The sequence below is a fragment of the Snodgrassella communis genome (assembly GCF_914768045.1).
Taxonomy (GTDB): Bacteria; Pseudomonadota; Gammaproteobacteria; order Burkholderiales; family Neisseriaceae; genus Snodgrassella; species Snodgrassella communis.
This window is the reverse complement of the sequence record NZ_CAJZCD010000001.1, coordinates 199793-223743: the sequence shown is the minus strand read 5'-3', so window position 1 is coordinate 223743 and position 23951 is coordinate 199793. Positions and strand designations below refer to the sequence as shown.

The following is a 23951-nucleotide window of genomic DNA, read 5'->3' as shown; positions in this document are numbered from 1 at the left end:
TGTATACTGGAGAATGACGAATGGCTAGAAAAGTCTGGGCATATGCCAAAGATAAAAATCATCAGTTTATCTATGAAAAGCAATCAGAACAATTGAAAATTTTTTATATTTGGGATGTTCTCAGATTAAAAGCACAAAATCCGGACGAATATAAAGAACTCAAGTTTTATTCTACTGAGTTTGATGAAATTAATCGCTTAGAATTAACTGCATCCGAACATGGTTTTTTTAAGTACAAATCTGAGCAAATTGATAAAGAGACAAGAGAATCCATTTATCATTCTACAGCGATGTTGATATTGATGGAAATGTCTGAAATCAATTTCGTCATTGATAATGATAATTATCTTTTCACTTTTTCAAAATTTTTAGTTGAGCCCTGCCTGCGTTTCAAACATTTTGACAAGAATGAAGAGAAATACTATCCAGACCTTGTTGGTTATTTTGATAAGGATTGTGAGCTATATGATAAATGGCATGGGTGTGTAGCTATTGAAGTTGTTTTTACTAATAATTGTTACTTTCAAAAAGTAAATTCATTTGAAAAAAATCATATTCCTATTATTGAAGTAAGTATCTCTAAAAAATTAAAGCTTGGAACAGAATTTTGTGGTGAAATAAAGTTTACCGTGGCCGATGTTGAAAAATATTATTATGCACTGAAAAAAATGTTTGCTAATAAGGTGTTTGGAAAAATCCGTTCTGATCCAGTGTCTAAAAAATTTTATCAAAGTGAAATAGATAAGCTGCAAAATTCACACCGGCAGAATTTAATTGCACTAGAGAATAAAGAACAGTTACATCACGCAGAGAAGCTAACATTAGAAAGAGAGTTCAATCTGTTAAATATTGAACATGAAAAATTGAAAGCTGAAATGTCTGACTTAGCATGTCTAATGGCAAAAATGAAACAAAGAGAATGGAATTTGAATAGCAGACTAAATTACTATACAACAATGGGATTCTGGCAAAAACTTAAACTGTTATTTCAAAGTCCTGTTGATTAGTTTAAAAAAGCTGCTTACAGTTAAAGCAGCTTGGATATTTTTATTTTTCAGATGTGGTTGATTATTTCAGAAAGTGTAACCGGTCTGAACTTCTTCCGCTCCTATCAGCTCGGTGATTAATTGCAGTAATGGGCGCAATTCATGATAACGGCGGCTGGTCTTACGCAAGTATTTCAGGAAACGATGGATTTCACCACGATATTTGTCTTTACCATCACGATAATACAGGCGGGCAAAGATACCGGCTACTTTCAGATGGCGTTGCACGCCCATCCATTCAAAATCACGATAAAACTGATCAAAATCAGTACGTACTGGCAGCCCGGCAGCCCGTGCTTTTTCCCAGTAACGAATGGCAATATCAAGGATAAATTCTTCATCCCATTCAATAAAGGCATCACGTAATAACGATACCAAATCATAAGTAATTGGGCCATATAATGCATCCTGAAAATCCAGAATACCGGGGCGGTTATGGGTGAGCATGATATTGCGTACTATGTAATCGCGATGCACATAAACCTGTGGCTGTGCGAGAATAACAGGTAGAATGGCAGCTAGGCTCTGCTGCCACAGTTGTTGCTGCTTTTCTGTCAAAGACAAACCCAGCTCTTTTTGTACGTACCATTCAGGAAAAAGTTGCATTTCACGCTTTAATACAGCTTCATCATAGACCGGAAGCTGATCAGGAAGACTGGCTGTTTGCAGTTTGATGAGTTCATCAATCGCTTCTAGCAATAATACTTTGTGTACTTCAATACGTTTATCCTGTTGCAGTGCAGCCAGATAGGGCGTATTGCCAAAGTCTTGCAGAGTCATGAATCCCAGTTGTTCATCTGCGTGATAAATTTCTGGAACATTGATGGCTTGAAAAAGCTTCTGTACTTTCATATAAGGCTGGATGCTCATTTTATCTGGAGGCGCGTCCATACAGATTACTGTCTGTCCATCATGAAACTCAGCCCGGAAATAACGCCGGAAATCAGCATCGGCAGCAGCGAAGCTTAAAACAAAATCCTGTTGTGGATAGCAGGTATGTAACCATTTTTTTAGTGCGGATTCTCGTTGCATGACATTTTTCAGGTTAAAATAAACGCTATTTTAACTGGCAAAGCCGTTAAGGTGATACATTGTCCTACTTATTCTCTCCCAAACCATTGGTTTTGGCATTAACTACGGTTTTTTGTACCTTACCCGGGCTAGCTATTGCTGCCTCTCCTCTGTCTATGGGAGAAGGCAATGTCTGTACGGCACCACAGCGTCCGCAACATTTTGTCAAACCAGTGCAGAGCAGTGGTGAAACTAACCTCGGTACCGATGTTACACGGCTTGTGGCTGATGATGTTAACGGGCAGTCACAGGTTCAGGTTCATGCCAAAGGCAATGTCATTATTGAACGTAATGACGTTACTCTGAATTCAGACTGGGCTGATTATGATCAGCAGACCCAGATTATTAAAGCTGGTGATCACTTTACGCTGGATAATGGTCAGGGACGTGTTACCGGTGAACATGTGACCTATGACATGGCTAAAAGTACTGGTGTAGGTGATGCCGGACGTTTTGAGATGGAAAAGGATAACCGGCGCCTACAGGGAGTTGGTGATGAGATACAGATGGGCGGTAAAAATCGCTACCGTCTGCAAAGTGCCAAATTCAATACCTGTAATCCGGGGGACGACAGCTGGTATATCCGTTCCGGCAGTATTGATCTGGATTATGATAAAAATGTTGGTGTAGCGCGTAATGCAACGCTGGTGTTTGGCGGGGTACCACTGTTTTATACTCCATGGATTGATTTCCCGTTAAACGGCAGCCGTAAAAGCGGTTTTCTGGCGCCTACAATCAAGGGAGGGTCTGATGGTTTTGAGTTAATGACTCCTTACTATCTGAATCTGGCGCCCAACTATGATGCGACTATTCGCCCACATTTTATCAGCAGCCGTGGTATACAGCTGGGGGGTGATTTTCGCTATCTTCAACCTAAATATCAGGGACAGCTCAGTGCCGACTGGGTACCTAATGATCAGAAAAGCAGTCACAAGAATCGTGCAGAAATCGATTTTACCCATACCCAGCAACTGGCAAAGGGATTAACGGGAGGTATTGATTACCATCAGGTTTCAGATGATGACTATCGCCGTGATTTCTGGAATGGAGACAGTGGCAGTGTCAACCTTAACCGGCAGGCATGGCTGAATTACCATCAGGATTTATGGGGTGGAACCTTTGATAGTAATTTAATGGTACAGAAGTATCAGACTCTGGCTTCTACCAGCGGCTATAAAGATCAGCCTTATTCACGGTTACCACGCTTGTCTGCTACCTGGAATCGTTATTTTGGTAATCATTATGCGGTTAATGTGTATGCAGAGGCAACCCGCTTTGAAGGTCGACAAACTGGACATAAAGATTGGATGTATAAATATCCTAATGGCACCCGTTTGTTATTATTACCAACCTTTACGGCAGATTATGCCAATAACTGGGGCTATATTCGGCCGAAACTGAGTTTTCATGCCACTCATTATGATATAAGTAAGCAGAATAATCAGAATAGCCGCAATATGGATCGGGTAGTGCCATTATTCAGCGTAGACTCAGGTATCACGTTTGAACGTTTGTGGGAAACTCGCCATTTGCATAAAGGTTTTATCCAGACGCTAGAACCACGCTTGTTTTATACCTACATTCCGAGACGGAACCAGGATGATATACCGCTGTTTGATACCGCAGAAAACAGCTTTACTTACGATCAGCTCTTTCGTGAAAATCGTTATTCCGGTCAGGATAGAATCAATGCAGCCAACTTTCTGACTACTGCACTGCAATCACGCATTTATGATAGTACTAGTGGTATAGAGCGCTTTGCGGCCGGTATTGGCCAGCGTTTTTATTTCCGTGATGATAATGTTAAATTGAATGACAACACCCCAAAAAATAAAGAACGTAAACGCTCAGATATAGTTGCTTTTGGTCGTGCAGCCTTGAGTAATCACATTACTGCTGAATCTAAATGGCATTATAATCAGGATTTGAAGACATCTGAAAGTTATAACTTTGGTATCCGCTACACGCCAAAGCCGGGTAAGACAGTAAGCGTACGCTATAAATATGGCCGTGACGAAAATTTATATGACGATGTTTATGGCAAAATGCGTGCAATTGATGTAGGTGTGCAGTGGCCTCTAACGCGCAATTACTATCTGGTTGCGCGGCAAAATTATGATTTTACGCACAGTACTACACTAAGTCAGACAGTAGGTTTTGAATATCAGAGCCCATGTCACTGCTGGAGCGCTGGTCTAGTAGGAACACGTTATACTGATGACTACAAAAATCGCAAAACTGCCGTATTATTTCAATTACAGCTGCGTGACTTGACTGGAGTAGGTAACGGACCACTCAATCAGCTCAGTTCTCAAATCCCCGGTTACAGCAATACTTATGAGGTAAAACACTAATGAAGCGCACACATTTCTGGCTGACAGCAAGCCTGCTGGCTCTCGCCTTACCTTCAGCACAGGCTCTGGATATTAAACCAGTGGATAACATTGTCGCTGTTGTCAACGATGATGTGATTACACGGCAGGAGCTGGATCTGGTTACTGCCCAGATGCGTTCACAGTTGCCAAAAGGCCAAAACATTAATACTGCAGATTTGCAGCAGCAGGCACTGGCACAGCTGATACGTAAAGATTTACTGATACAAGCGGCCAAACGTGCCAATATCCGTCTGAGTAATGCTGATATAAATGAAGCTATTGAACAGTTTGCAGCACAACGACACATGAGTGTTAAAGAGCTGATTCAGCGCATTGCAAAAGAAGGTATTAACGAAAACCAGTTACGTCGTACTATGACTGAAAACCTGCTGGCACAGAAAATCGAACAAAGTGAAGTCATGGGTAAGAGTCAGGTAAGTGATGCCGAAGTTGACGATGCCATTGCCCGGGCACAGCAGGAAGGCCGGCAATTGCCGCCACCAGTGACAGCCTATTCTTATCATGTACAACATATTCTGTTGAAAAATGATAATGATATCACGCGTAAGCTGATTGAGCAGATTGCCCAGCAGGCGCGTTCCGGTGCTTCATTTGAACAACTGGCACGACAGTATTCACAGGATGGCAGTGCACAAAATGGTGGTGATCTGGGCTGGATTATTGACGGTGAAACCGTACCGCCATTTGAAGCAGCTGTAAAAACATTGCGACCCGGGCAGATATCCTTGCCAGTGCGTACCCAGTTTGGCTGGCATGTAATACGTCTGGTAGACGTGAGAAGCAATGATAGCCCTTCAGAACGTCAGCGTAATGGTATGCGTGCAGTGCTGGTACAGGAAAAACGTGGAATTTTATTACAGAATTTCCTGAAACAGCTGCATGATCAGGCTTATATCAATATTCGTCCTCTGGATTAATATTTCTGATGCAGGCTAATCCACCCAGTTTGCAGCCATCAGCAACTGTCTTTTGACATGCTGGCTGTAAACTCTACTTCTATTGATGCGTCAGTATTTAATGCAATCAGAATGTTAATATGAGTCACATGAATAACCAGCCGGTTATTGCTGTTACCAGTGGTGAACCAGCTGGTATTGGTCCCGATATTTGCTTGGATCTGGCTGCCGGTGATTTACCGGGACGCATAGTCGTACTTGGGGATATGCAGCTATTGCAGCAGCGGGCAGCATTACTGGGAAAGAATATAATCATCCAGCCGTATCGGCCAGATGGTAAATCTGCACCCGGAATACTGGAAGTGTGCCACACTCCGCTGCAGGTACCGGCACAAGCAGGAATATTAAACGTGCACAATGCTGCTTATGTATTGCAACTTCTGGACAGAGCCCACATTGGCATTCAGCAAAATGAGTTTGCAGCTATGGTGACAGCTCCGGTACATAAAGGAATTATCAACGATAGTGGTATCCAGTTTAGTGGTCATACAGAATATCTGGCGGCCAAAAGTGCAACGCCACGGGTAGTGATGATGCTTGCTGGTGGTGGCCTGAAAGTGGCTTTGGCTACTACTCATTTACCGCTGCGAAATGTAGCCGATACTCTGACAGCAGAACTACTAACAGAAATATTAACTATTCTGCATCTTGATTTACAGCAAAAATTTGGCTTGCTACAGCCACGTATTGTGGTTGCGGGACTTAATCCTCATGCTGGTGAGGGTGGCCATCTGGGGCATGAGGAAAACAATATTATTATGCCGGTAATTGGCCAGTTACAGCAGCAAGGTATGAAAATCACCGGGCCATTTCCGGCAGATACGTTATTTCAGCCTTTTATGCTTGAACAGGCTGATGCAGTTCTGGCGATGTATCATGATCAAGGTTTACCAGTATTAAAATATGCAAGTTTTGGTGAGGGAGTAAATATTACTCTCGGACTGCCTTTTATCCGTACTTCAGTGGATCATGGTACGGCACTGGATCTTGCAGCTACAGGCAAAGCTACCAGTAGCAGCCTGTTTGCTGCCATTAATACCGCGGTTGAAATGAGCCAGTACTGGAAGCCTAATTAGTGCATACACCTGTATTTGATAAATACCAGCAGACATCATAAAATCTAAATTGCTATACGGCATGGGAAATCTGAATATGGCTACGCCGTTTATTGAAATGAAAGATGTGGCTTTCGCCTATGGCGATCGCACCATTTTGAAAAACATTAATTTTAAACTGGAACAAGGTAGCTTCACCGCTATTATGGGTAGTTCCGGTAGTGGTAAAACCACACTGTTGCGCTTAATTACTGGCCAGGTTACCGCACAGCAGGGACAAGTGTTGATTAATGGCCGCGATATTGCCAAATTTAATCGTGAAGAACTGTATCACCACCGCCGCAACATGGGCGTGCTGTTTCAGTTTGGTGCTCTATTTACGGATCTGTCTGTTTTCGATAATGTAGCCTATCCGATGCGTGAGCACACCGATTTGCCGGAAACTATGATTCATGATCTGGTGATCATGAAGCTGAATGCAGTAGGCTTGCGCGGAGTAGAACATTTAATGCCATCCGAGCTTTCCGGCGGCATGTCTCGCCGGGTGGCATTGGCGCGCACAATCGCATTGGATCCGGCACTATTGTTATATGATGAACCATTTACAGGGCTGGATCCGATTTCACTTGGCGTAATAGCCAGTTTGGTAAGTAAAATCAATAAGGCTTTGCAAACCACTAGTGTCATGGTGACACACGATATTCAGCAATCACTGGATATTGCCAGTCATGTAGTATTTCTGGCACATGGAGAAATAATTTTTTCAGGTTCTCCGCATGCAATGAGTAAGCTGGATTCACCATGGGTAAATCAGTTTATTCATGGACTGGCTGACGGGCCTGTAGCATTTCGCTATCCGGCAACCACAACCTTACAACAGGATTTAGATATCGCGTGATGAAAGCAATCGAGCAACTGGGTGCAAAAACCCTGAGTTTTGTCCAGCATCTGGGGCGTGCCGTACTGTTCCTGTTTGCCGTCCTGATGCGTAGTGGAACAGTATTACGCCGTCCGAGCCTCATGATTCGGCAAATGTATTTTTCCGGTGTTCTCTCCATCATAATTATTGCCGTATCAGGGTTATTTGTCGGTATGGTACTGGGCTTACAGGCTTATACGCAGCTGGCTAAATTCAAGTCGGCTGATATCCTTGGTTATATGGTGGCAGCAGCCATGCTGCGGGAACTGGGTCCAGTGCTTGCAGCAATCCTGTTTGCCAGTAGTGCCGGTGGTGCAATGACCAGTGAAATTGGTCTGATGAAAACCACAGAGCAGCTGGAAGCAATGAATGTTATGGCTATTGATCCGGTGGCACGGGTAGTGGCACCGCGCTTCTGGGCCGGTGTGCTTTCCATGCCTTTGCTGGCTTCAATATTCAATGTAGCTGGTGTATATGGCGCTTATCAGATTGGCGTAAACTATTTTGGTATGGACAACGGTGTGTTCTGGGGGCAAATGCAGAACAATCTGGATTTTTATTACGATGTAGTGAACGGCCTGATCAAGTCACTTGTGTTTGGTGTAGTTGTCACACTAATCGCGGTTTATCAGGGTTTTTATGCAAAGCCTACTTCAGAAGGTATCTTGCGCGCTAATACACGTACCGTAGTATCCAGTTCTCTGACCATTCTGGCAGTGGATTTTATGCTGACAGCTCTGATGTTTACCAAATAAGATACAGATTAACAGGGTAATGATATGAAAAAAAACAGTCTGGAAATGCTGGTTGGTCTATTCGTTCTAATAGGCATAGTGGCGATCCTATTTTTGTCTTTTCGCGTGGCTGGTGGTAATGGTATCGGTTCTGCACAACCTAGCTATACTGTAACTGCATCATTTAATGATATTGGCGGGCTGAAAGCTCAGGCTCCTGTCAAAATAGCCGGTGTGGTTATAGGAAGAGTGGATAAAATTGTGCTTGATACCAAAGATTATCAGGCAAAAGTTACTTTAAAAATTGATAAGAAATATCAATTAAGCACGGATACTTCTGCACAAATTCTGACTTCTGGATTGTTGGGTGATCAATATATCGGATTGTCTCCGGGCGGTGATCCGGATAATCTTACTGATGGAAGTGAAATTTATCTTACTGGTTCAGCTTTAGTACTGGAACAACTAATCGGTAAATTCATGACTAATTTTGCTGAAGGTAACGCCAAGAGTGATAATAAAACAAATAGTACTGCTGCGAGTAATTAAGCAGTAATATTTAGAGAAAAATAAGTATTCTTAATTTGAAGGATAAAATTATGAAATTAAATAAATCAGCTCTATTAGGAGCATTAAGTATTGGTATTATGAGTATCAGCATTGCATGTGCGACACCACAGCAGGCTGTGACTCAGCTTAAAAATAATGCCGATCAGGTATTGAATATTCTCAGGGCTGCTAATGGCGGTAATGATAACCAAGTGCGCAGACAAGCAGAAAATTATGCAACACCATATTTCGATTTCGAACGTATGACCGCTTTGGCTGTAGGCGCTCCATGGCGGGGAGCAACACCTGCGCAGAAGCAGGCCTTGACACAAGAATTTAAGACATTATTGATTCGAACCTATTCCGGCACAATGCTAAAATTTAAAAATGCACAGGCCAACGTAAACAATAACCCGATAGTGACAAAAAACGGGCGTGAAGTAACTATACGTGTCGATGTTACTGCACCAGGCAGTAAACCAGTACGTATGGATTATGCTACCTATCAATCAGGAAATATTTACCGTATTTATAATGTCACGGTAGAAGGTGCTAGCTTAGTGACTGTTTACCGTAACCAATTCAACCAGACTATTAGCCAAAAAGGGATTGATGGACTGATAGCTGATCTGCATGCGAAAAACGGTAATTAACCGTGCAGACCACTGTGCAGGGTAAAACCCTGATGCTTCATGACAAGATAACCATGAGTACAGTAGGGGAGAGCGATTACAAGCGATTCTGCAATTGTATTCAGAATGAAGGCATTGAAAAAATAGATGTTAGTGGCGTCACTGAAGCTGATTCAGCATGTGTGGCTTTACTAATTGCCGCAAAGCGATTGGCACACAGACAGAAATTTATGTTGCACATCACTGGCGTGCCATCAGGACTGATTACCCTAATGGCACTCTATGGTGTAGAGGAATCTTTACAATGAGTAAGAAAAAGTTGCTGGCAGCCACACTGCTATTATTTCTGAGTCAGGCGGGTTGGGCTGAAGAGCAGGCCTATAAAGACCCCTATGAAGGATATAACCGGGTAATGTTTAATATTAATGATCATTTGGATCGTTACATCATGACACCGGTAGCTCGTGGTTATCGTAAAGTAACACCGTCACCTGTACGTACCGGAGTAAACAACTTTTTCAATAATCTACGCGATGTAGTCAGTTTCGGCAGTAATCTGTTGCGGCTGGATATTGAGAAGGCTAGTACAGATTTTGTACGCGTAGGCATCAATACCACCTTTGGTTTGGGCGGTTTACTGAATATTGCTGATGCGGGCCAGATTCCGAATAATAAAAATACACTTGGTGACACCTTTGCCTCATGGGGCTGGAAAAACAGTCATTACTTTGTTTATCCGATTTTGGGTCCATCAACCGTACGTGACAGTATTGGTAGCACCATCACTGATGCATTTCCAGTAGAAAATGCTATTTTCAAGGATAACACTGTACGCTGGAGTGTTACCGGCTTAAATGGAGTTGCTACTCGTGAGGCTTTGCTGGATGTAACCGATAGCTTGAATGATGCAGCGCTGGATCGCTATACTTATATGCGTGATATGTATATGAGACTGCGTAATCAACAGGTTGGAGGTACATTATTTCCTGCTGAAGATGAGGACGATGACGACGATATCGACAATCTGGTGACACCAGATGGTGGTAATAGCACCCATACACAGCCAGCATCAGCTACAGCAGATAAACCTGCTGATGCAGCAATCAAGACCTCTGTACCATCTACCAACAGCAAGCATGTAAAAACTGAGCCAGTATCTTCTGCTGAATATGTTGCCGGTACTACTACAGCACCTGCTGATACAGCCTCAGTCAACCAGCCTTACTGGAATGTGCACTAAGCACAAATATGGGCATTGCCAGAATTTAAACTTGTAACTGAAAATCTGGTCGTATTACCACAGGGATGCAATTATGTATGAAGTAAACCGCAGTGTATTTTTGCTCGTTCCGCTTGAACCATTCTGGGCATGGTTACAAAACCTGCCAGATATTGATCTGGAAGAGTTATCATTGGAGGTTTTACAGCAGGATGCCAATGCCTATCTGACTTCTGCTCATGAGGATGCTAATGATTTATGGACTGAAGTTGAGCAGCGTTATCAGGATATTTTTGCTGCTGAACTGGCTGACTGGTGCGAGGATGAAAGCTTATGGCCAACTTTAAGCTTTGATAATTTTAAGGATTGGTTTGGGGTACAGATTTCAACAGTAGTAACCGATCTGGCGCAGGAGGAACTGGCACGCGAAACATTCGTACCTATTGCTCTGAATTAAATCAGTATTATTGCTTATGTAAAAAAGCCAATGTTAAACATCGGCTTTTTTATATTAAAAGCTATTCTGTGACATTTATTATTCTGTATTAAAATCACCCTGTTAAACTATAAATTAATTGCAAAATCTTTAATCTTGCTAACCTGATTTAAAATAATCCATTACAATTGTATACAATCAATCAACTTTTAACTTAGTTTATATGTTGTACACAACTGGAATTAACTCATATGCAGTACAGAAGTAAGACTGTATCGCGACGTCGGTTATTATTGGCAGGCAGCGCGGCCATGCTTGGTGTAGCCATGCCACGGATGGCACTGGCTGGAGCACAACGTGAAGAAACGCTTTCTGATGACGTGACTTCCATTATGCGCAATGCTGTCAATAATGCCAATCCACCACGGTTGATTTTTGCTTCACCTGCAGAAGCCAGCCGCTGGTTAAATGCCATGTCAACACGGCTTACGCCATATGTTCCAGATGAGTATGCGCGTAAACGGCTACTTACCAATATCCAGTATGAAGCGATGCGTGCCGGTCTGGATACACAGGTGATACTTGGTTTAATTGAAGTAGAAAGCCGTTTTCGCCAGTATGCTATTTCTGGTGTAGGTGCTCGCGGGCTGATGCAGGTAATGCCTTTCTGGGTAAAGCAGATAGGTCGTCCAGAACATAACTTATTCGATATTCGCACTAACTTACGCTATGGTTGCACCATTCTGCGTTATTATCGAAATCGAGAGAATGGTAATATGGCAAGAGCACTGGCGCGTTATAATGGCAGTTTGGGTCGTACTACTTATTCAAATGCTGTTATTGGTGCCTGGCAGCGGCACTGGCAATGGGCATAACAAGCATTCTGTAACAAAAAATCTTATCAACATGGGTTGTCTGCGAAGATTACCTGTATTCATTATTAGGAAACCACCATGTCTGTTAATAAAGTCATCCTGGTTGGGCGTTTGGGGCGAGATCCGGAAACGCGATATATGCCTAGCGGCGATGCAGTAACCAATTTTTCTATCGCTACTGATGAACAATGGCGTGACCGCAATGGCGAACGCCAGACCCGTACTGAATGGCACAACATTACACTGTTTGGCAAGCTGGGTGAAATAGCCAGCCAGTATCTGCGTAAAGGTAGTCAGGTGTATATTGAAGGCCGTATTCAAAGCCGTAAATACAGTGGCAAAGATGGTATTGAACGAACAGCTTACGACATCATCGGCAATGAAATGAAAATGCTGGGCAGCCGTAATGATGGCGCCAGCGCTGGTGGTGGCTATGATCAGGCCGGTGGCGGTGCTGATTATGCTCAGGGCGGCAATAACTATAGCCAGGGCGGTTATGATGCTGCGCCTGCTGCTTCCAGTCCACCACCGGCAGCACCACGTCGGCAGGCACCACGACCAGCACCAACTCCGGCGCCGGTGGATGATATTGATGACGATATTCCTTTTTAATCATCCAAAATTGATTAAAAACCAATTCATGACTGAATTAGCTGGATAAATTGATTTTTGGTAATTTTCGCCTTTCAGATGTATATTTGAAGGGCGTTTTATTTAATGAGGGAAGACACTAATACTCAAACAACCTATTTAGTGCAGATTGAGTAAACCGAATTGTGATTAATCAGCATAATAGTTGGTTTTAATCTCATTTACTGGTAACTATGCCATATTTTTATACGTTAAAACCTGCATCTTGATTAGGCTAATTGTGTCTAATATGTAACTACTTTCTAAAATAGTACAGCCACCTATAGGAGAAATATTTGATTGCTAAAGTAAACATTAAAACTCAGCATTTTTATCCCAGATTAAATGTTCAACAGGAATCCATTTGTGGTCTTTTTCTTCAAACCAAACAGTGAGGTTTTCTTCATCACTGCTAGCCCAAGTTACTTCCCTAATTTTTATATCTCTGCTCCTTATTTCCTTTTGTGTAAATTGTTTGAATAGTCCTACTCTAAATTCGGTAATAAAACCGTCTTTTTTACCCAGAATAAAAGTTTTATCCCACAAGGGCGGGTATTTTTTTATCAGACTATCTACAGGTGTTTGTTCTATCTGATTAAAGTTCATAAATTTTTTCATAGTATCTCTATCAGATCTATTTAACTCTATTATGTGATTATCCTGATTATTCTCTTCTATTACTTCAATTTTATTGCACGAGGCTAGAAGCAGAATAAATAATATGATAAATACGTTTTTATTCATAACTTTATATTAGATAAAAAGTTGTATTAAGGAGCATGGTATTTAGCTGATTTAGAATATCATCTAAATGACGCTTATGTAATTCATTTCCTATATTCATTACGCTGATTTGAATCGCTTGTCGCCAATATTAACGCAAATAAAAGCGCACGATCGTTGTATGCTGGAACTTTTTGAAAAAGATTCAACAATCAGCTTTATAGAATCGCCTGAACAAAGTGCGCTTTACTGAATGGATATTTAACAATAAGTAGGGTTAATATTGCTTACGTGATAAGAACAATTAAACTGTATTATTTAATCATATTTGATAAGGCAATTCAGTTTGTATACAAAAGGATTAAATTAAAAGGTTATTGCATTACATCGTGCTTAATGGTTTATCGATTTGGGCGATAGAAACTAAAATTTACTTCTGTTTGAGAATGGAATAAAACACAATAATGTGGCAAATGTCAGCATAGCTACCGCGCCCCATACAGCACTCCATCCGTAGCCATCGGCAATACGGGCAATGATAATAGGTGTTAGAAACGAAGTGATAAATACAGTAGTACCAACCATACCTAGGGCTGTTCCTGCCCGTTCAATGCCAGCTTTCACCGCCACCTCGGTATAAGCGATACCATGCCACGCATGACCAAATAAACCAGTTAGTACAACAAATACAACACCCATATATGTATTATTCACCATTACACAGAGCAGCAAAGAGGCAATTCCACCAAGTATGGCGTAATATTTTAGTAAGGAAATGCGATTCTTTTTTTTGTCAGTATAGTAACCGGACCAAATCCTGAGCATTCCGCCGCCAATCTGCACACCAATAAGAATAATGGAGATTGATGCCAAACCTATATGTAGGATGTCGCGCATGTAAATGCTGCCAAATGTAAGTATGGCCATTTGAGGTACTGTTAGAAAACCAGCCGCTATAACAATCTTCCATACTTCAACACTTTTCAGTGGTGAAGGAATAGTGAGCATTGATTTAGATGTATATTCTGATTCGGCGTGTTTGGTATTAATGAACAATACAACTACTAGCCCCACGCTGAAACCTGCGATGGCTAGCACAATAAACATTAGTTCAAAACCATATGAATAGGCCAGCCAAGGCAGTAGCCCTGTACCAATTGCCCCGCCAACCGGAATTGCAGTCTGGCGAACACTCATGGCAAATCCACGCTCATTATCATCAAACCATGACATCACTGTTCTGCCAGATGATGAGTTAATACTGCCACTGAGCGCTCCTGTGACTGCTAGTGCCGCTCCCAAGTGTAAATACTTAACGCCGCCAAGTGAAGCCTCTGGCGTAAGTGATATGGCGATTAAGGCATATACTATGGCTGATGACCATAAGCCGAGAATCAGAACTTTTTTATCACCTAATTTGTCTGTCAGAATCCCCCAAATTATTTCGGAAGCTGCAACTCCTAATCCCATTGAACCTAAAACAAAACTAAGCTCGTATAATGAAAAATGGTAAGCATCTCGCATTAAAATTCCAGTGATGGGAATACCAGCAAAACCCATTGCAAATGTTGCTTGTGCCAGAACACCAATTGCAAGTACAAACCAACGATAATTATTTTTTTTATCCATTTTTGTCTTGCTTTCTTTTAAATATCATACGAAATTGTATGCGTTTTTTGATGCTATGCTGTTTCGGTATGTGAGTAAACAAAATAATTAATATGTAAACATATAATAAATAATCGGTATAATTTTATTATCATATGAATAATGTTTATGTTACTGTATCAGTTTGTCTATTTTTTAATATTATGCGCAATAATAGTGGATGATGCAGCTATTTATGGTTTTAGGTATAGCTTATGCATACATTACAGGAGAACTAGATATATTATTGGCATAATGTAATCATAGACCAAACAATGAGCCGATGTTGTGCTGGAATCTGCAAATGTATCGAATGATGGCAAAAATCATCAGCCAATCTTAAAGCAGGAGCTAAGAACTTATTTCTACACCTGCGAAATAAGCTTTGCTATTTTATACTGGTCTGCTAAAATAGCATCTATGGAACAGCGCAAGCCGCCAGAATCGGGCGGCTTGCTTTTTGTTATTAATGCGAAATACCGTTGGAGCATTCGACTTCGGTATCTTGGAGAAATATGATGCAAAAAATTCCATTGACCGTAAATGGTGCCGATTTGCTGAAGCAGGAACTGCAAGAACTCAAGAGTGTGGCTCGTCCGGCTGTGATTGAGGCTATTGCTGAGGCACGTTCACATGGCGATTTGTCGGAAAATGCAGAATACGAAGCTGCTAAGGAAAAACAGGGCTTTATTGAAGGCCGGATTGCTGAAATTGAGCATAAACTTTCTCTGGCACACATTATTGACCCGAAAGAAACCAATGCTGATGGTAAAGTGGTATTTGGGGCAACAGTGAAAATGCAGGATCTGGAAACTGAAGAAGTGGTTAGTTATCAGATCGTTGGTGAAGATGAGGCCGATATTAAACAGGCAAAGATTTTTGTTGGCTCACCGATAGCGCGCGCGCTGATAGGCAAGGAAGAAGGCGATGTGGCTGAGGTTCAGGCACCCAGTGGTGTGCGTGAATATGAAATTCTTGAGGTTTTTTATATTTAGGCAGGTGGTTTTAATCAGTTGCCTGTTGTCTTGGGTTAAACCACTAGGGGTAAATAACTAAGCGATTCATGGAATGAATCGCTTTTGTTTATTCAGTTGTTTCGGATTTCTGGCGGTATAACACCAGTTGTTTGCCGATATGCTGTATCAGTTCTGCGCCAGTTGCTGTGCACAGTGCTTCAGCAATGGCAATACGCTGTGCACGGTCGTCGCCAGCTACCTGTACTTTTATCAGCTCGTGTGCATCAAGATTGCGGTTAGTTTCGGCGATTACTTCGGTAGTTAGTCCGTGTTGCCCAATTAGTACAACGGCATGAAGTTGATGTGCACGTGCTTTTAATGCCATTTTATTTTTACTGTTTAGTTTATCAGTTGCCATTTTAGTTTCCGTATGGTTAAAACCTGCTTATCTGGTTAGCAGATACGCTGGTTAGATTGAAATTGGGCTATTTTAAATGAGACATATAAATTTTTATAGTTAATATCAATCTTATTTTATTCAATATGCGTAATATTAGGTATTTCGCAGGATAATTGAATCTGAGCTCATATATCGTGTTTATGGGGTAGGTTGTGATGATGGGCGTGAATTGGTTGGCAGAAGTATGCTGATCAGGCATAACTGATTCGTTGTTTGGGATTTCTATTTGATATATCAATCTTTGATAATATGTCGCTTAATTGGTGAATTGATTTCAGGTTGATGGCATTTGCTGGGTTGCTTATTTGGATTTGAGCATTTAAATTTTGCTTGAAGCTATTTAAGATCAATATATTAGCGTGTATGTAGCGGTATTGTGGCGCAGGATATCATATTTTTTAGCATATACTTCTGGTTGTGCTCAGGGATATTATTTATGCGCTTTTTTCTATACAGAAGTTTGGGACAATGTATAAAGAATCATTGTTCTGTTTTGTTGTTTCAGGCTAATGTTTAACTTGTCTCGTATAAATGATTTTTGTATTTTCGGCGAAAGATTACATAATACAAGTATGTTGATGCATTAACATTTATAATAACAGGACAAAAATTATTGTAGCTTTAGTAAAGTGAGCTACTTAGTCAGGAATAAATATCTTCATGAATAGGAATAGCCAGTTTAATCATATCGGTATAGTGACGCGGCCACAAACGCCGATGATGAGTGCAGTATTGAATGAACTTATTGCTTTTTTATGCAATGAAGGTCTTTCGGTATATCTGGATAGTGAGGCGCAAGCAGATAACCAGATTAATCCGCAGCAGCTTCAATATTGTCATGTCATCAGGAAATCTGATATGGGGCGGCGTTGTGATCTGGTTATTGTATTGGGTGGTGATGGTACATTGCTGTCTGTTGCTCGTAAATTGGCGCCATACCGAGTACCGTTGATTGGTATACATCAGGGACATCTGGGCTTTTTGACACAAGTGCCTCGAGCACAAATGATAACTGAGCTGTCCGGTATGCTTACTGGAAAATATTTGCCTGAAGAACGTATTTTGCTGGAAGCCACGGTAGTACGCGCCGGTGAGGACGTTTATCATTCGCTGGCGTTGAACGATGTGGTGCTTAGCCGTGGTGCGCTGGGGCAGATGATTGAATTTGAGGTTTTTATTAATAAAGAATTTGTCTACACTCAGCGTTCGGATGGTTTAATTGTGTCTACGCCGACAGGCTCAACAGCATATGCACTGGCTGCAGGTGGCCCGATTCTGCAACCGACTTTGCGTGCTTTTAGTCTGGTACCTATTTGCCCGCAATCAATGTCAAACCGACCAATTGCTGTTAATGATACCAGTGAAATTGAAGTGCTGGTTACTAAAGGCAGTGACGCACGTGCTCATTTCGATGGTCAGGTATTTTTTGATTTGAAGAGTATGGATAAGGTATGTATCAATCGTTATCGCAATTCTCTCAGAATTCTGCATCCGATTAATTACCAGTATTACAAAACTTTGCGCCAGAAACTGCATTGGGGTGATCAATTGGTATAAGGAGGAAGTAATGGATATAAATCATATTTACTCAATCAGAAATTAATCCTGCTTTGATGAATTTTTGAGGCCAGCTCTAGTTGTAAGGCAAAAGTATCATCTCGACGATAATCAGAAAAATGTGGTAATAATTAATAAAATCGAAATTTATTACAGGTAATTTTAGTTTTTTCTAAAAAAGTGTTTCCTGTTCTTCTAAAAAATACTAAAATCAGGTCTAAATTATTAATGCTTTCTTTCAGAAAGGCTGTTTATGCTTTTGGCGTTATCTTTGCGGGACTTTGTGATTGTTGATGAGCTGAATCTGAGTTTTCAAGGCGGGTTTACTGTTCTGACAGGGGAAACCGGTGCGGGCAAATCGATTACACTGGATGCTTTAGGTCTGTTGCTGGGTGATAAGGCTGATTACGGACAGATTCGCCATGGCGCTAAAGAGGCACAGTTATCTGCGCTATTTGATGTTGGTGATGTACCGCAGGCGTGTGTGCTATTACAGGAACAAGGATTGCTGGCTGAACACGAAACGCAGTTGAGTATCCGTCGCATAATTGACGTGAAAGGAAAAAGCCGCAGCTTTATCAATAATCAGGCAGTAACGCTTGGTCAGTTACGCCAGATTGGCGAATTGCTGATTGATATTCATGGTCAGAATGCCCATCACTCTTTAAATAGTGAAGCCGCACAACGTGTATTATTGGATGCTTTTGCAGGTGCAGATAAGGAAGTTGCGCAGGTACGCGAAGCTTATCAGCGCTGGCATGATGCAGAACGTGAGCTGGAAAAAGCACAAACTCAGGCGGACAGCCTGAATATTGAACGTGAGCGTTTGCAATGGCGCTTTGATGAACTCAATGCATTAAATCTGCAAGAAAATGAATGGGATGCTCTTAGCCAGAGCCATGATGCACTGGTGCATGCAGCTGATATCCTGCATACAGCAGCCAGCGTGGAGGAAATAATTAATGGTGATGATGGCTTGCAAAGCCGTTTATATCACTGCCGACAGCAACTGGCTGTACTGGCCAATGCTGCGCCTGCTTTTGCCGATAGTGTGACATTATTGGAGTCGGTAGAAGCAGAATTGGGAGAAGTCAGTGCTTATCTGCGCGAAGCCAGTGCCAGTGTTGAAACAGATGAAAATCTGCTTGCACAGCAGGGACAGCGAATGCAGGAATTAATGAGTGTGGCGCGTAAATACCGGTTGGAGCCACCGCAGCTGCCTGAAGAACTGGCTAAGGTTGCAGCTGCCTTGAACGAGTTGGAAGCATCCGCAGATATTGAAGCATTACATGCACGGGTAGCTGAGCGCAAAAATGAATATATGCAGGCAGCTCAGCAGTTATCGGCAAAGCGTCATCAGGCAGCCAAAAAGCTGGCGAAGCAAACCACTGCCCACATGCAGAATCTGGCGATGCAGGGCGCACGCTTTAACATTGAACTTCTAAGTGCCTCACCTTCTTTGCATGGTCTGGAGCAGGTACAGTATCAGGTAGCGGCCAATCAGGGCACACCTTTACGTGCCATGAGTAAAGTGGCTTCCGGCGGTGAACTGGCACGTATCAGTTTGGCGTTGCAGATGGTGACAAGTCAATACAATGCTGTACCTACGCTGATTTTTGATGAAGTAGATACCGGTATTGGGGGGGCTGTGGCCGATGTTGTTGGCCATGCTTTGCGCAGTCTGGGACAAAACCGTCAGATACTGGCTGTCACCCATTTACCACAAGTGGCTGCCTGTGGACAGCAGCATTGGCAGGTACGCAAACACAGCAGTAAAGGGCAGACATTCAGCGAAATAAAGGTTTTAACATCTGCTGAACGTGTTGATGAGATTGCGCGTATGCTTGGTGGTGAAACTATTACCGATACTACGCGTAATCATGCCAAGGAGATGCTGGAGCTGGCGCAAGATTGAAGCTGTTATGCTGGTTTTATCGGGTAAAGCTAAGGATTATCTTTGTTGCTAAATTCTGCTCAGTTCTCACGCTTAGTATGCTGTGATTTATAAAGCTGTGTGAAGTGAACTATGGCAAAACTGGTTTAAGAAAAAATTGTATTTTTAGTTAATGTAATATACGAAATAGATAGTAATATGCTGAATCAGTATAAAATACTAAAATCATCAGGAAATTTTTCTAACAAAATTATTAAGTAGGATGATTGGATTCTGATCTTGAATCTCAAAAGTCAATTTTTACTGTTAGATTATGGAAAATTAGATAGAAGTAGAGAAATTTGAAGAAATTATTTGCCCATTGAAAATGATAATTACATTGTTATATTGGTAAGGGCTATGGTATGTGAGAGGGGCTTATTAATTAAGATTAGATTTCTCTAAGGAGGCCAAGACAAATTTTAAATAAAGCTTTAAGCTATAATAAAGCAGCTGATGAGGTTTTAGGAAATACATTTGATAGAACAATCGAATGATTATCGCGGAGTTAAAAAATCGAAAGATTGAGAATTTTAGTGTGTCTGCCTGTGGGTTTTAAGGTCATCTGTCCAACAGGCAAGCTATTCAATCCGAGCGATAGCTATAATAGAACTTAATTCTGCTATGATATGGTACATATCATTGCTGTATTATAACTTTTTGGTTAATCGTTCTGGCAAGTTTTGTTAACAGACAATAATACTTTGGAAAATATGCTGTCCGTCTATAATGCATTGACTACCAGCCTGAATTAGCCAGATTAATGAAAAATAAAGCGGTAACAAGGGGGTAAAATGACGACATATAATTTACTGCAAACGGAACATGCCAGACCAATTAAGATGTGGACCCAAGGGGTGCCGGTAGATGAGAAAGCCAAAGCGCAACTGATTAAAACTGCTCAATTACCGTTTATTTTCCAGCACATCGCGGTTATGCCAGATGTGCATGTGGGGAAAGGTTCTACTATTGGCAGTGTTATACCTACATCTGGTGCAATAATTCCGGCCGCCGTGGGCGTGGATATTGGTTGTGGCATGATGGCGGTGCAGACTTCACTGATGGCGGCTGATTTACCGGATAATCTGCAAGGGTTGCGGCGGGAGATCGAAAAAGCGGTATCATACGGGCTGTCGCCCAGACATCGGGGTCGCGATCAGGGCAGCTGGCAGAGTCCGCCCTCAGTGGTTGACCAGTACTGGCAGCAACTGCTGCCGGGATTTGAACAGCTCACCGCCAAATATCCGCGATTTCTCAATACTAATAACTACCACCATCTGGGTACGCTTGGCACTGGCAATCATTTTATTGAAATCTGTCTGGATGAGGCTGAGCGGGTGTGGATAATGTTGCATAGTGGTTCACGCGGTATTGGCAATGCCATTGGTACTTTTTTTATTGAACTGGCGAAAAAGGATATGCAGGTGCATATTCAGAATCTGCCTGATGAAAATCTGGCTTATTTGCGTGAAGGCACTGAACATTTTGAGGATTATGTTTCAGCCGTACACTGGGCACAGGAATTTGCGCGCTTAAACCGTGAAACGATGATGCACAATGTGATTATGGCGTTGCGTCAGGTAATCAGCAAACCCTTTAATACTCATCTGGCCGCAGTAAACTGTCATCATAATTATGTGCAGAAAGAGCAGCATTTTGGTGCTGAAGTTTATATTACCCGTAAGGGTGCGGTTTCAGCCCGTGCAGGGGAACTGGGCATTATTCCCGGTTCAATGGGGGCGCAGAGTTATATTGTCAAAGGTTTAGGTAATGCAGACAGTTTCTGCTCCTGCTCGCATGGTGCCGGAAGAGTGATGAGCCGTACCGAAGCCAAAAAACGATTCAGTATTGCTGACCAGATTCAGGCTACTGCTCATGTGGAGTGCCGCAAGGATGCCAATGTGATTGATGAAATTCCGATGGCCTACAAGGATATTGATGCTGTGATGACGGCACAGAATGAGTTGGTAGAAATTGTGCATCGCTTACGGCAGGTGGTATGTGTGAAAGGCTGAAGTAATGTTATGCAGCCAGAATGTATCTGGTGGGTGCTGTATTGTAATTAATATTGCTGTGATTGTGGCTGTTTACCGCTGAGAATGTTTGGTCTCTTGCATGCACGTTGTATAATTGTGTTTTACAATAATCTGTGATGGGTTGTTTATGAGCGAACCACATAGTGATGCTATTTTGGATGTTACCGGTCTGAATTGCCCGATGCCGATTCTGCGTGCCAAAAAAGCGCTGGCGGCACTGGATGGTGGGCAGGTATTACAGGTATTGGCAACGGATAAAAGTGCACCAGATGATTTTGCTGCTTTTTGCCGCCAGACCGGACATGAATTGTTGCATCAGCAAAATAGGGATGATGGTGTAATGATCATGTGGATAAAACACCGTTAGAATCAGTCTGGCTATGATTTAATACCCTTATTCTCGGCATTTTTTAGGGGATATGCCAGTACCGGATGCCGGAGCAGCGGCAGAGTAGTACATTAATCAATTGTCTTTTTGAGCAGTGTAACAGCCTGTTAATGAAACGGATGCAGATGCAGACTCTCACCATAACCCGACCCGATGACTGGCATCTTCATGTACGTGATGGTGCAGCTTTAAAAGCGGTGGTGCCATTCAGTGCACGTCAGATGGGGCGCGCTGTGATTATGCCTAATCTGAAACCACCGGTAACCACAGTGGCGGCAGCTATGGCCTATCGTGAGCGTATTCTGGCCGCAGTGCCGGCTGATAGCCATTTTCAGCCACTGATGACCCTATACCTGACCAATCAGACTACGCCGACACTTATCCGCGCAGCCAAAGCCGCCGGTATCATTGCGTGCAAGCTGTATCCGGCTGGTGCTACCACCAATTCTGCTGCTGGTGTCAATGATTTATGGGCTTTATTACCCGTACTGGAAACCATGGCCGAAGTAGGCTTGCCACTACTGATTCATGGGGAAGTAACCAAAAGCGAGATCGATATTTTTGACCGTGAGGCTGTATTTATTGATGAGCTGTTACAACCACTACTACAGCGTTTGCCCAGCCTGAAGCTGGTACTTGAGCATATTACCACCGCAGAAGCAGCACAGCTGGTAGCTGAAGCGGGTGATAATGTGGCAGCCACGGTAACACCACAACACTTACTTTATAACCGCAATGCCTTGCTGGCGGGCGGAATACAACCACATCATTATTGCCTGCCGGTATTGAAGCGTGAAACCCATCGACAGGCATTATTACAGGCTGTCTGTGGTGCACAGGCACATAAATTTTTTCTGGGCACGGATAGTGCTCCTCATGCACAGGCCAGTAAAGAATGTACTTGTGGCTGTGCGGGCATCTTTAGTGCTTTTGCGGCTATTGAGTTGTATGCTGAGGCATTCGAAGAGGTCGCAGCACTGGATAAATTACAGGCTTTCGCCGCTGAAAACGGCCCACGTTTTTATGGTCTGGATCCGAATACGGATACAATCACACTGGTTAAATGTACTCAAACTGTCCCGCCACACTTTCCATATGGTCAGGAGCGCCTGATTCCGCTGCGTGCAAATGGAACCATTGGCTGGACAGTAGTGGAATAATTCAGACGATGCAGGATTTACATACAAAAATGATTCAGTTGCCGCTACCGGGACATCAGACTGAAATTCGGGTGCGCGGCTTTCATCTGGATGTATACCGACATGTTAACAATGCGCGTTATCTTGAATTTCTGGAAGAGGCACGTTGGCACTATTTTGATGAAGCTGGTTTAACGCCGTTATTGACTACTGCTGGCTGTGGTATGGCGGTGATTAATATTGATATCAGTTACCGGCGCAGTGCTGGTTTTGGTGATGATTTGCTGATTACTACGGCTTTTAGTAAAGTTCAGGCGCGTAAAGTGGAAGTTAGTCAGACTATCACACTGAAAAATACAGGCCAGACAGTGGTTCAGGCACAGGTTGTATTTGTGGCTTTTGATGTGGACAGTAATAGGGCTATTTCTTTTCCGGCTGTTATACAGCAGCGTTTTGCTGCTTTGTTGCAAAGTGAAGTAAGCGGAAAATAAAAGGCATGAGTATCTGTGGAGTGATCAGTTACAGAAATAGAGATTATGTCTAATTAGGGCATTAAGGAAAGATATATTTACCCTGAAAAATTGTTGCTAACGC

24 protein-coding genes are annotated in these 23951 nt (G+C 42.3%); 20 read left to right on the top strand and 4 right to left on the bottom strand.

The genetic code is table 11. From position 1 onward, the window contains the following. The first annotated feature begins 20 nt into the window (after nucleotides 1-20). A complete protein-coding gene (locus tag MJ761_RS00970; protein WP_093091169.1) occupies nucleotides 21-1007 on the top strand; it encodes a hypothetical protein in 987 nt (328 codons plus the stop codon). A 66-nt stretch (nucleotides 1008-1073) separates the two neighbouring features. Here the strand turns inward: MJ761_RS00970 and amgK are convergent, their stop codons facing one another. Continuing rightward, a complete protein-coding gene (gene amgK / locus MJ761_RS00965; RefSeq protein ID WP_093091167.1) occupies nucleotides 1074-2078 on the bottom strand; it encodes an N-acetylmuramate/N-acetylglucosamine kinase AmgK in 1005 nt (334 codons plus the stop codon). Nucleotides 2079-2137: 59 nt separating this feature from the next. On the opposite strand from amgK, the gene MJ761_RS00960 reads away from it, so the two are divergent. The 12 genes from MJ761_RS00960 to MJ761_RS00905 all read left to right on the top strand — a co-directional run bounded on the left by MJ761_RS00960 (nucleotide 2138) and on the right by MJ761_RS00905 (nucleotide 12500). Continuing rightward, complete coding sequence (locus MJ761_RS00960; RefSeq protein ID WP_093091165.1) at nucleotides 2138-4471, top strand: LPS-assembly protein LptD; 2334 nt, start codon at nucleotides 2138-2140, stop codon at nucleotides 4469-4471. Then, on the top strand, nucleotides 4471-5430 hold the full coding sequence (locus MJ761_RS00955) for a peptidylprolyl isomerase (RefSeq protein ID WP_093091163.1): 960 nt from the start codon (nucleotides 4471-4473) through the stop codon (nucleotides 5428-5430). Before MJ761_RS00960 ends, MJ761_RS00955 begins: the two co-directional genes overlap by 1 nt. A 128-nt stretch (nucleotides 5431-5558) precedes the next feature. Next, nucleotides 5559-6545 carry a 4-hydroxythreonine-4-phosphate dehydrogenase PdxA gene (gene pdxA, locus MJ761_RS00950; protein ID WP_093091344.1) on the top strand — a complete coding sequence of 329 codons (987 nt, stop codon included), beginning with the start codon at nucleotides 5559-5561 and terminating at the stop codon, nucleotides 6543-6545. A 76-nt stretch (nucleotides 6546-6621) separates the two neighbouring features. Beyond that, entirely contained in the window at nucleotides 6622-7422 is an 801-nt protein-coding gene (locus MJ761_RS00945) for an ABC transporter ATP-binding protein (RefSeq protein WP_093091342.1), read from the top strand. After that, a complete protein-coding gene (gene mlaE, locus MJ761_RS00940; protein ID WP_037405015.1) occupies nucleotides 7422-8198 on the top strand; it encodes a lipid asymmetry maintenance ABC transporter permease subunit MlaE in 777 nt (258 codons plus the stop codon). The genes MJ761_RS00945 and mlaE overlap by 1 nt, the downstream gene beginning before the upstream one ends. 24 nt (nucleotides 8199-8222) lie before the next feature. Then, nucleotides 8223-8726, top strand: coding sequence for an outer membrane lipid asymmetry maintenance protein MlaD (gene mlaD, locus MJ761_RS00935; RefSeq protein ID WP_093091161.1), 504 nt, complete (start codon nucleotides 8223-8225; stop codon nucleotides 8724-8726). A 50-nt stretch (nucleotides 8727-8776) separates the two neighbouring features. Continuing rightward, entirely contained in the window at nucleotides 8777-9379 is a 603-nt protein-coding gene (locus tag MJ761_RS00930) for an MlaC/ttg2D family ABC transporter substrate-binding protein (RefSeq protein ID WP_093091159.1), read from the top strand. A 2-nt stretch (nucleotides 9380-9381) separates the two neighbouring features. Then, nucleotides 9382-9666: an STAS domain-containing protein gene (locus tag MJ761_RS00925; RefSeq protein ID WP_093091157.1), complete on the top strand. Its 285-nt coding sequence runs from the start codon at nucleotides 9382-9384 to the stop codon at nucleotides 9664-9666. Then, entirely contained in the window at nucleotides 9663-10598 is a 936-nt protein-coding gene (locus MJ761_RS00920; RefSeq protein ID WP_093091155.1) for an MlaA family lipoprotein, read from the top strand. Before MJ761_RS00925 ends, MJ761_RS00920 begins: the two co-directional genes overlap by 4 nt. 73 nt (nucleotides 10599-10671) lie before the next feature. Beyond that, nucleotides 10672-11034: a VacJ gene (locus tag MJ761_RS00915; protein ID WP_093091153.1), complete on the top strand. Its 363-nt coding sequence runs from the start codon at nucleotides 10672-10674 to the stop codon at nucleotides 11032-11034. A 230-nt stretch (nucleotides 11035-11264) separates the two neighbouring features. Continuing rightward, complete coding sequence (locus MJ761_RS00910; RefSeq protein ID WP_093091151.1) at nucleotides 11265-11888, top strand: lytic transglycosylase domain-containing protein; 624 nt, start codon at nucleotides 11265-11267, stop codon at nucleotides 11886-11888. A 78-nt stretch (nucleotides 11889-11966) separates the two neighbouring features. After that, on the top strand, nucleotides 11967-12500 hold the full coding sequence (locus MJ761_RS00905; RefSeq protein ID WP_093091149.1) for a single-stranded DNA-binding protein: 534 nt from the start codon (nucleotides 11967-11969) through the stop codon (nucleotides 12498-12500). Between the two features lie 333 nt (nucleotides 12501-12833). Here the strand turns inward: MJ761_RS00905 and MJ761_RS00900 are convergent, their stop codons facing one another. After that, nucleotides 12834-13262 (bottom strand): hypothetical protein, encoded by a 429-nt coding sequence (locus MJ761_RS00900; RefSeq protein ID WP_093091147.1) that lies wholly within the window; start codon nucleotides 13260-13262, stop codon nucleotides 12834-12836. A 402-nt stretch (nucleotides 13263-13664) separates the two neighbouring features. Further along, nucleotides 13665-14870, bottom strand: coding sequence for an MFS transporter (locus tag MJ761_RS00895; protein WP_093091145.1), 1206 nt, complete (start codon nucleotides 14868-14870; stop codon nucleotides 13665-13667). 536 nt (nucleotides 14871-15406) lie between these two features. Here MJ761_RS00895 and greA point away from each other — a divergent pair. Beyond that, a complete protein-coding gene (gene greA / locus MJ761_RS00890; RefSeq protein ID WP_037406146.1) occupies nucleotides 15407-15883 on the top strand; it encodes a transcription elongation factor GreA in 477 nt (158 codons plus the stop codon). 88 nt (nucleotides 15884-15971) lie between these two features. Here the strand turns inward: greA and yhbY are convergent, their stop codons facing one another. Then, nucleotides 15972-16262, bottom strand: a complete 291-nt coding sequence (yhbY, locus tag MJ761_RS00885) for a ribosome assembly RNA-binding protein YhbY (protein ID WP_093091143.1) — start codon at nucleotides 16260-16262, stop codon at nucleotides 15972-15974. Between the two features lie 702 nt (nucleotides 16263-16964). Between yhbY and MJ761_RS00880 the strand changes: the two genes are divergently transcribed. The 6 genes from MJ761_RS00880 (at nucleotide 16965) to MJ761_RS00855 (ending at nucleotide 23848) form a co-directional block, all read left to right on the top strand. Then, complete coding sequence (locus MJ761_RS00880; RefSeq protein WP_093091141.1) at nucleotides 16965-17861, top strand: NAD(+) kinase; 897 nt, start codon at nucleotides 16965-16967, stop codon at nucleotides 17859-17861. A gap of 253 nt (nucleotides 17862-18114) precedes the next feature. Beyond that, a complete protein-coding gene (gene recN / locus MJ761_RS00875) occupies nucleotides 18115-19776 on the top strand; it encodes a DNA repair protein RecN (protein WP_093091139.1) in 1662 nt (553 codons plus the stop codon). Between the two features lie 812 nt (nucleotides 19777-20588). Then, a complete protein-coding gene (locus tag MJ761_RS00870; protein ID WP_093091137.1) occupies nucleotides 20589-21809 on the top strand; it encodes an RtcB family protein in 1221 nt (406 codons plus the stop codon). Nucleotides 21810-21957: 148 nt separating this feature from the next. Next, entirely contained in the window at nucleotides 21958-22197 is a 240-nt protein-coding gene (locus tag MJ761_RS00865) for a sulfurtransferase TusA family protein (protein WP_037406159.1), read from the top strand. Between the two features lie 146 nt (nucleotides 22198-22343). After that, nucleotides 22344-23378, top strand: coding sequence for a dihydroorotase (gene pyrC, locus MJ761_RS00860; protein WP_093091340.1), 1035 nt, complete (start codon nucleotides 22344-22346; stop codon nucleotides 23376-23378). An 8-nt stretch (nucleotides 23379-23386) separates the two neighbouring features. Further along, nucleotides 23387-23848 carry an acyl-CoA thioesterase gene (locus MJ761_RS00855; protein ID WP_239392830.1) on the top strand — a complete coding sequence of 154 codons (462 nt, stop codon included), beginning with the start codon at nucleotides 23387-23389 and terminating at the stop codon, nucleotides 23846-23848. Nucleotides 23849-23951 lie beyond the last annotated feature (103 nt).

Excerpts from the sequence above, each read along its gene's own strand:
- MJ761_RS00970 (WP_093091169.1), top strand. The coding sequence starts at position 21 with ATGGCTAGAAAAGTCTGGGCATATGCCAAAGATAAAAATCATCAGTTT.
- amgK (WP_093091167.1), bottom strand. The coding sequence starts at position 2,078 with ATGCAACGAGAATCCGCACTAAAAAAATGGTTACATACCTGCTATCCA.
- MJ761_RS00955 (WP_093091163.1), top strand. The coding sequence starts at position 4,471 with ATGAAGCGCACACATTTCTGGCTGACAGCAAGCCTGCTGGCTCTCGCC.
- pdxA (WP_093091344.1), top strand. The coding sequence starts at position 5,559 with ATGAATAACCAGCCGGTTATTGCTGTTACCAGTGGTGAACCAGCTGGT.
- MJ761_RS00945 (WP_093091342.1), top strand. The coding sequence starts at position 6,622 with ATGGCTACGCCGTTTATTGAAATGAAAGATGTGGCTTTCGCCTATGGC.
- mlaE (WP_037405015.1), top strand. The coding sequence starts at position 7,422 with ATGAAAGCAATCGAGCAACTGGGTGCAAAAACCCTGAGTTTTGTCCAG.
- mlaD (WP_093091161.1), top strand. The coding sequence starts at position 8,223 with ATGAAAAAAAACAGTCTGGAAATGCTGGTTGGTCTATTCGTTCTAATA.
- MJ761_RS00930 (WP_093091159.1), top strand. The coding sequence starts at position 8,777 with ATGAAATTAAATAAATCAGCTCTATTAGGAGCATTAAGTATTGGTATT.
- MJ761_RS00920 (WP_093091155.1), top strand. The coding sequence starts at position 9,663 with ATGAGTAAGAAAAAGTTGCTGGCAGCCACACTGCTATTATTTCTGAGT.
- MJ761_RS00915 (WP_093091153.1), top strand. The coding sequence starts at position 10,672 with ATGTATGAAGTAAACCGCAGTGTATTTTTGCTCGTTCCGCTTGAACCA.
- MJ761_RS00910 (WP_093091151.1), top strand. The coding sequence starts at position 11,265 with ATGCAGTACAGAAGTAAGACTGTATCGCGACGTCGGTTATTATTGGCA.
- MJ761_RS00905 (WP_093091149.1), top strand. The coding sequence starts at position 11,967 with ATGTCTGTTAATAAAGTCATCCTGGTTGGGCGTTTGGGGCGAGATCCG.
- MJ761_RS00900 (WP_093091147.1), bottom strand. The coding sequence starts at position 13,262 with ATGAATAAAAACGTATTTATCATATTATTTATTCTGCTTCTAGCCTCG.
- MJ761_RS00895 (WP_093091145.1), bottom strand. The coding sequence starts at position 14,870 with ATGGATAAAAAAAATAATTATCGTTGGTTTGTACTTGCAATTGGTGTT.
- greA (WP_037406146.1), top strand. The coding sequence starts at position 15,407 with ATGCAAAAAATTCCATTGACCGTAAATGGTGCCGATTTGCTGAAGCAG.
- yhbY (WP_093091143.1), bottom strand. The coding sequence starts at position 16,262 with ATGGCAACTGATAAACTAAACAGTAAAAATAAAATGGCATTAAAAGCA.
- MJ761_RS00880 (WP_093091141.1), top strand. The coding sequence starts at position 16,965 with ATGAATAGGAATAGCCAGTTTAATCATATCGGTATAGTGACGCGGCCA.
- recN (WP_093091139.1), top strand. The coding sequence starts at position 18,115 with ATGCTTTTGGCGTTATCTTTGCGGGACTTTGTGATTGTTGATGAGCTG.
- MJ761_RS00870 (WP_093091137.1), top strand. The coding sequence starts at position 20,589 with ATGACGACATATAATTTACTGCAAACGGAACATGCCAGACCAATTAAG.
- MJ761_RS00865 (WP_037406159.1), top strand. The coding sequence starts at position 21,958 with ATGAGCGAACCACATAGTGATGCTATTTTGGATGTTACCGGTCTGAAT.
- pyrC (WP_093091340.1), top strand. The coding sequence starts at position 22,344 with ATGCAGACTCTCACCATAACCCGACCCGATGACTGGCATCTTCATGTA.
- MJ761_RS00855 (WP_239392830.1), top strand. The coding sequence starts at position 23,387 with ATGCAGGATTTACATACAAAAATGATTCAGTTGCCGCTACCGGGACAT.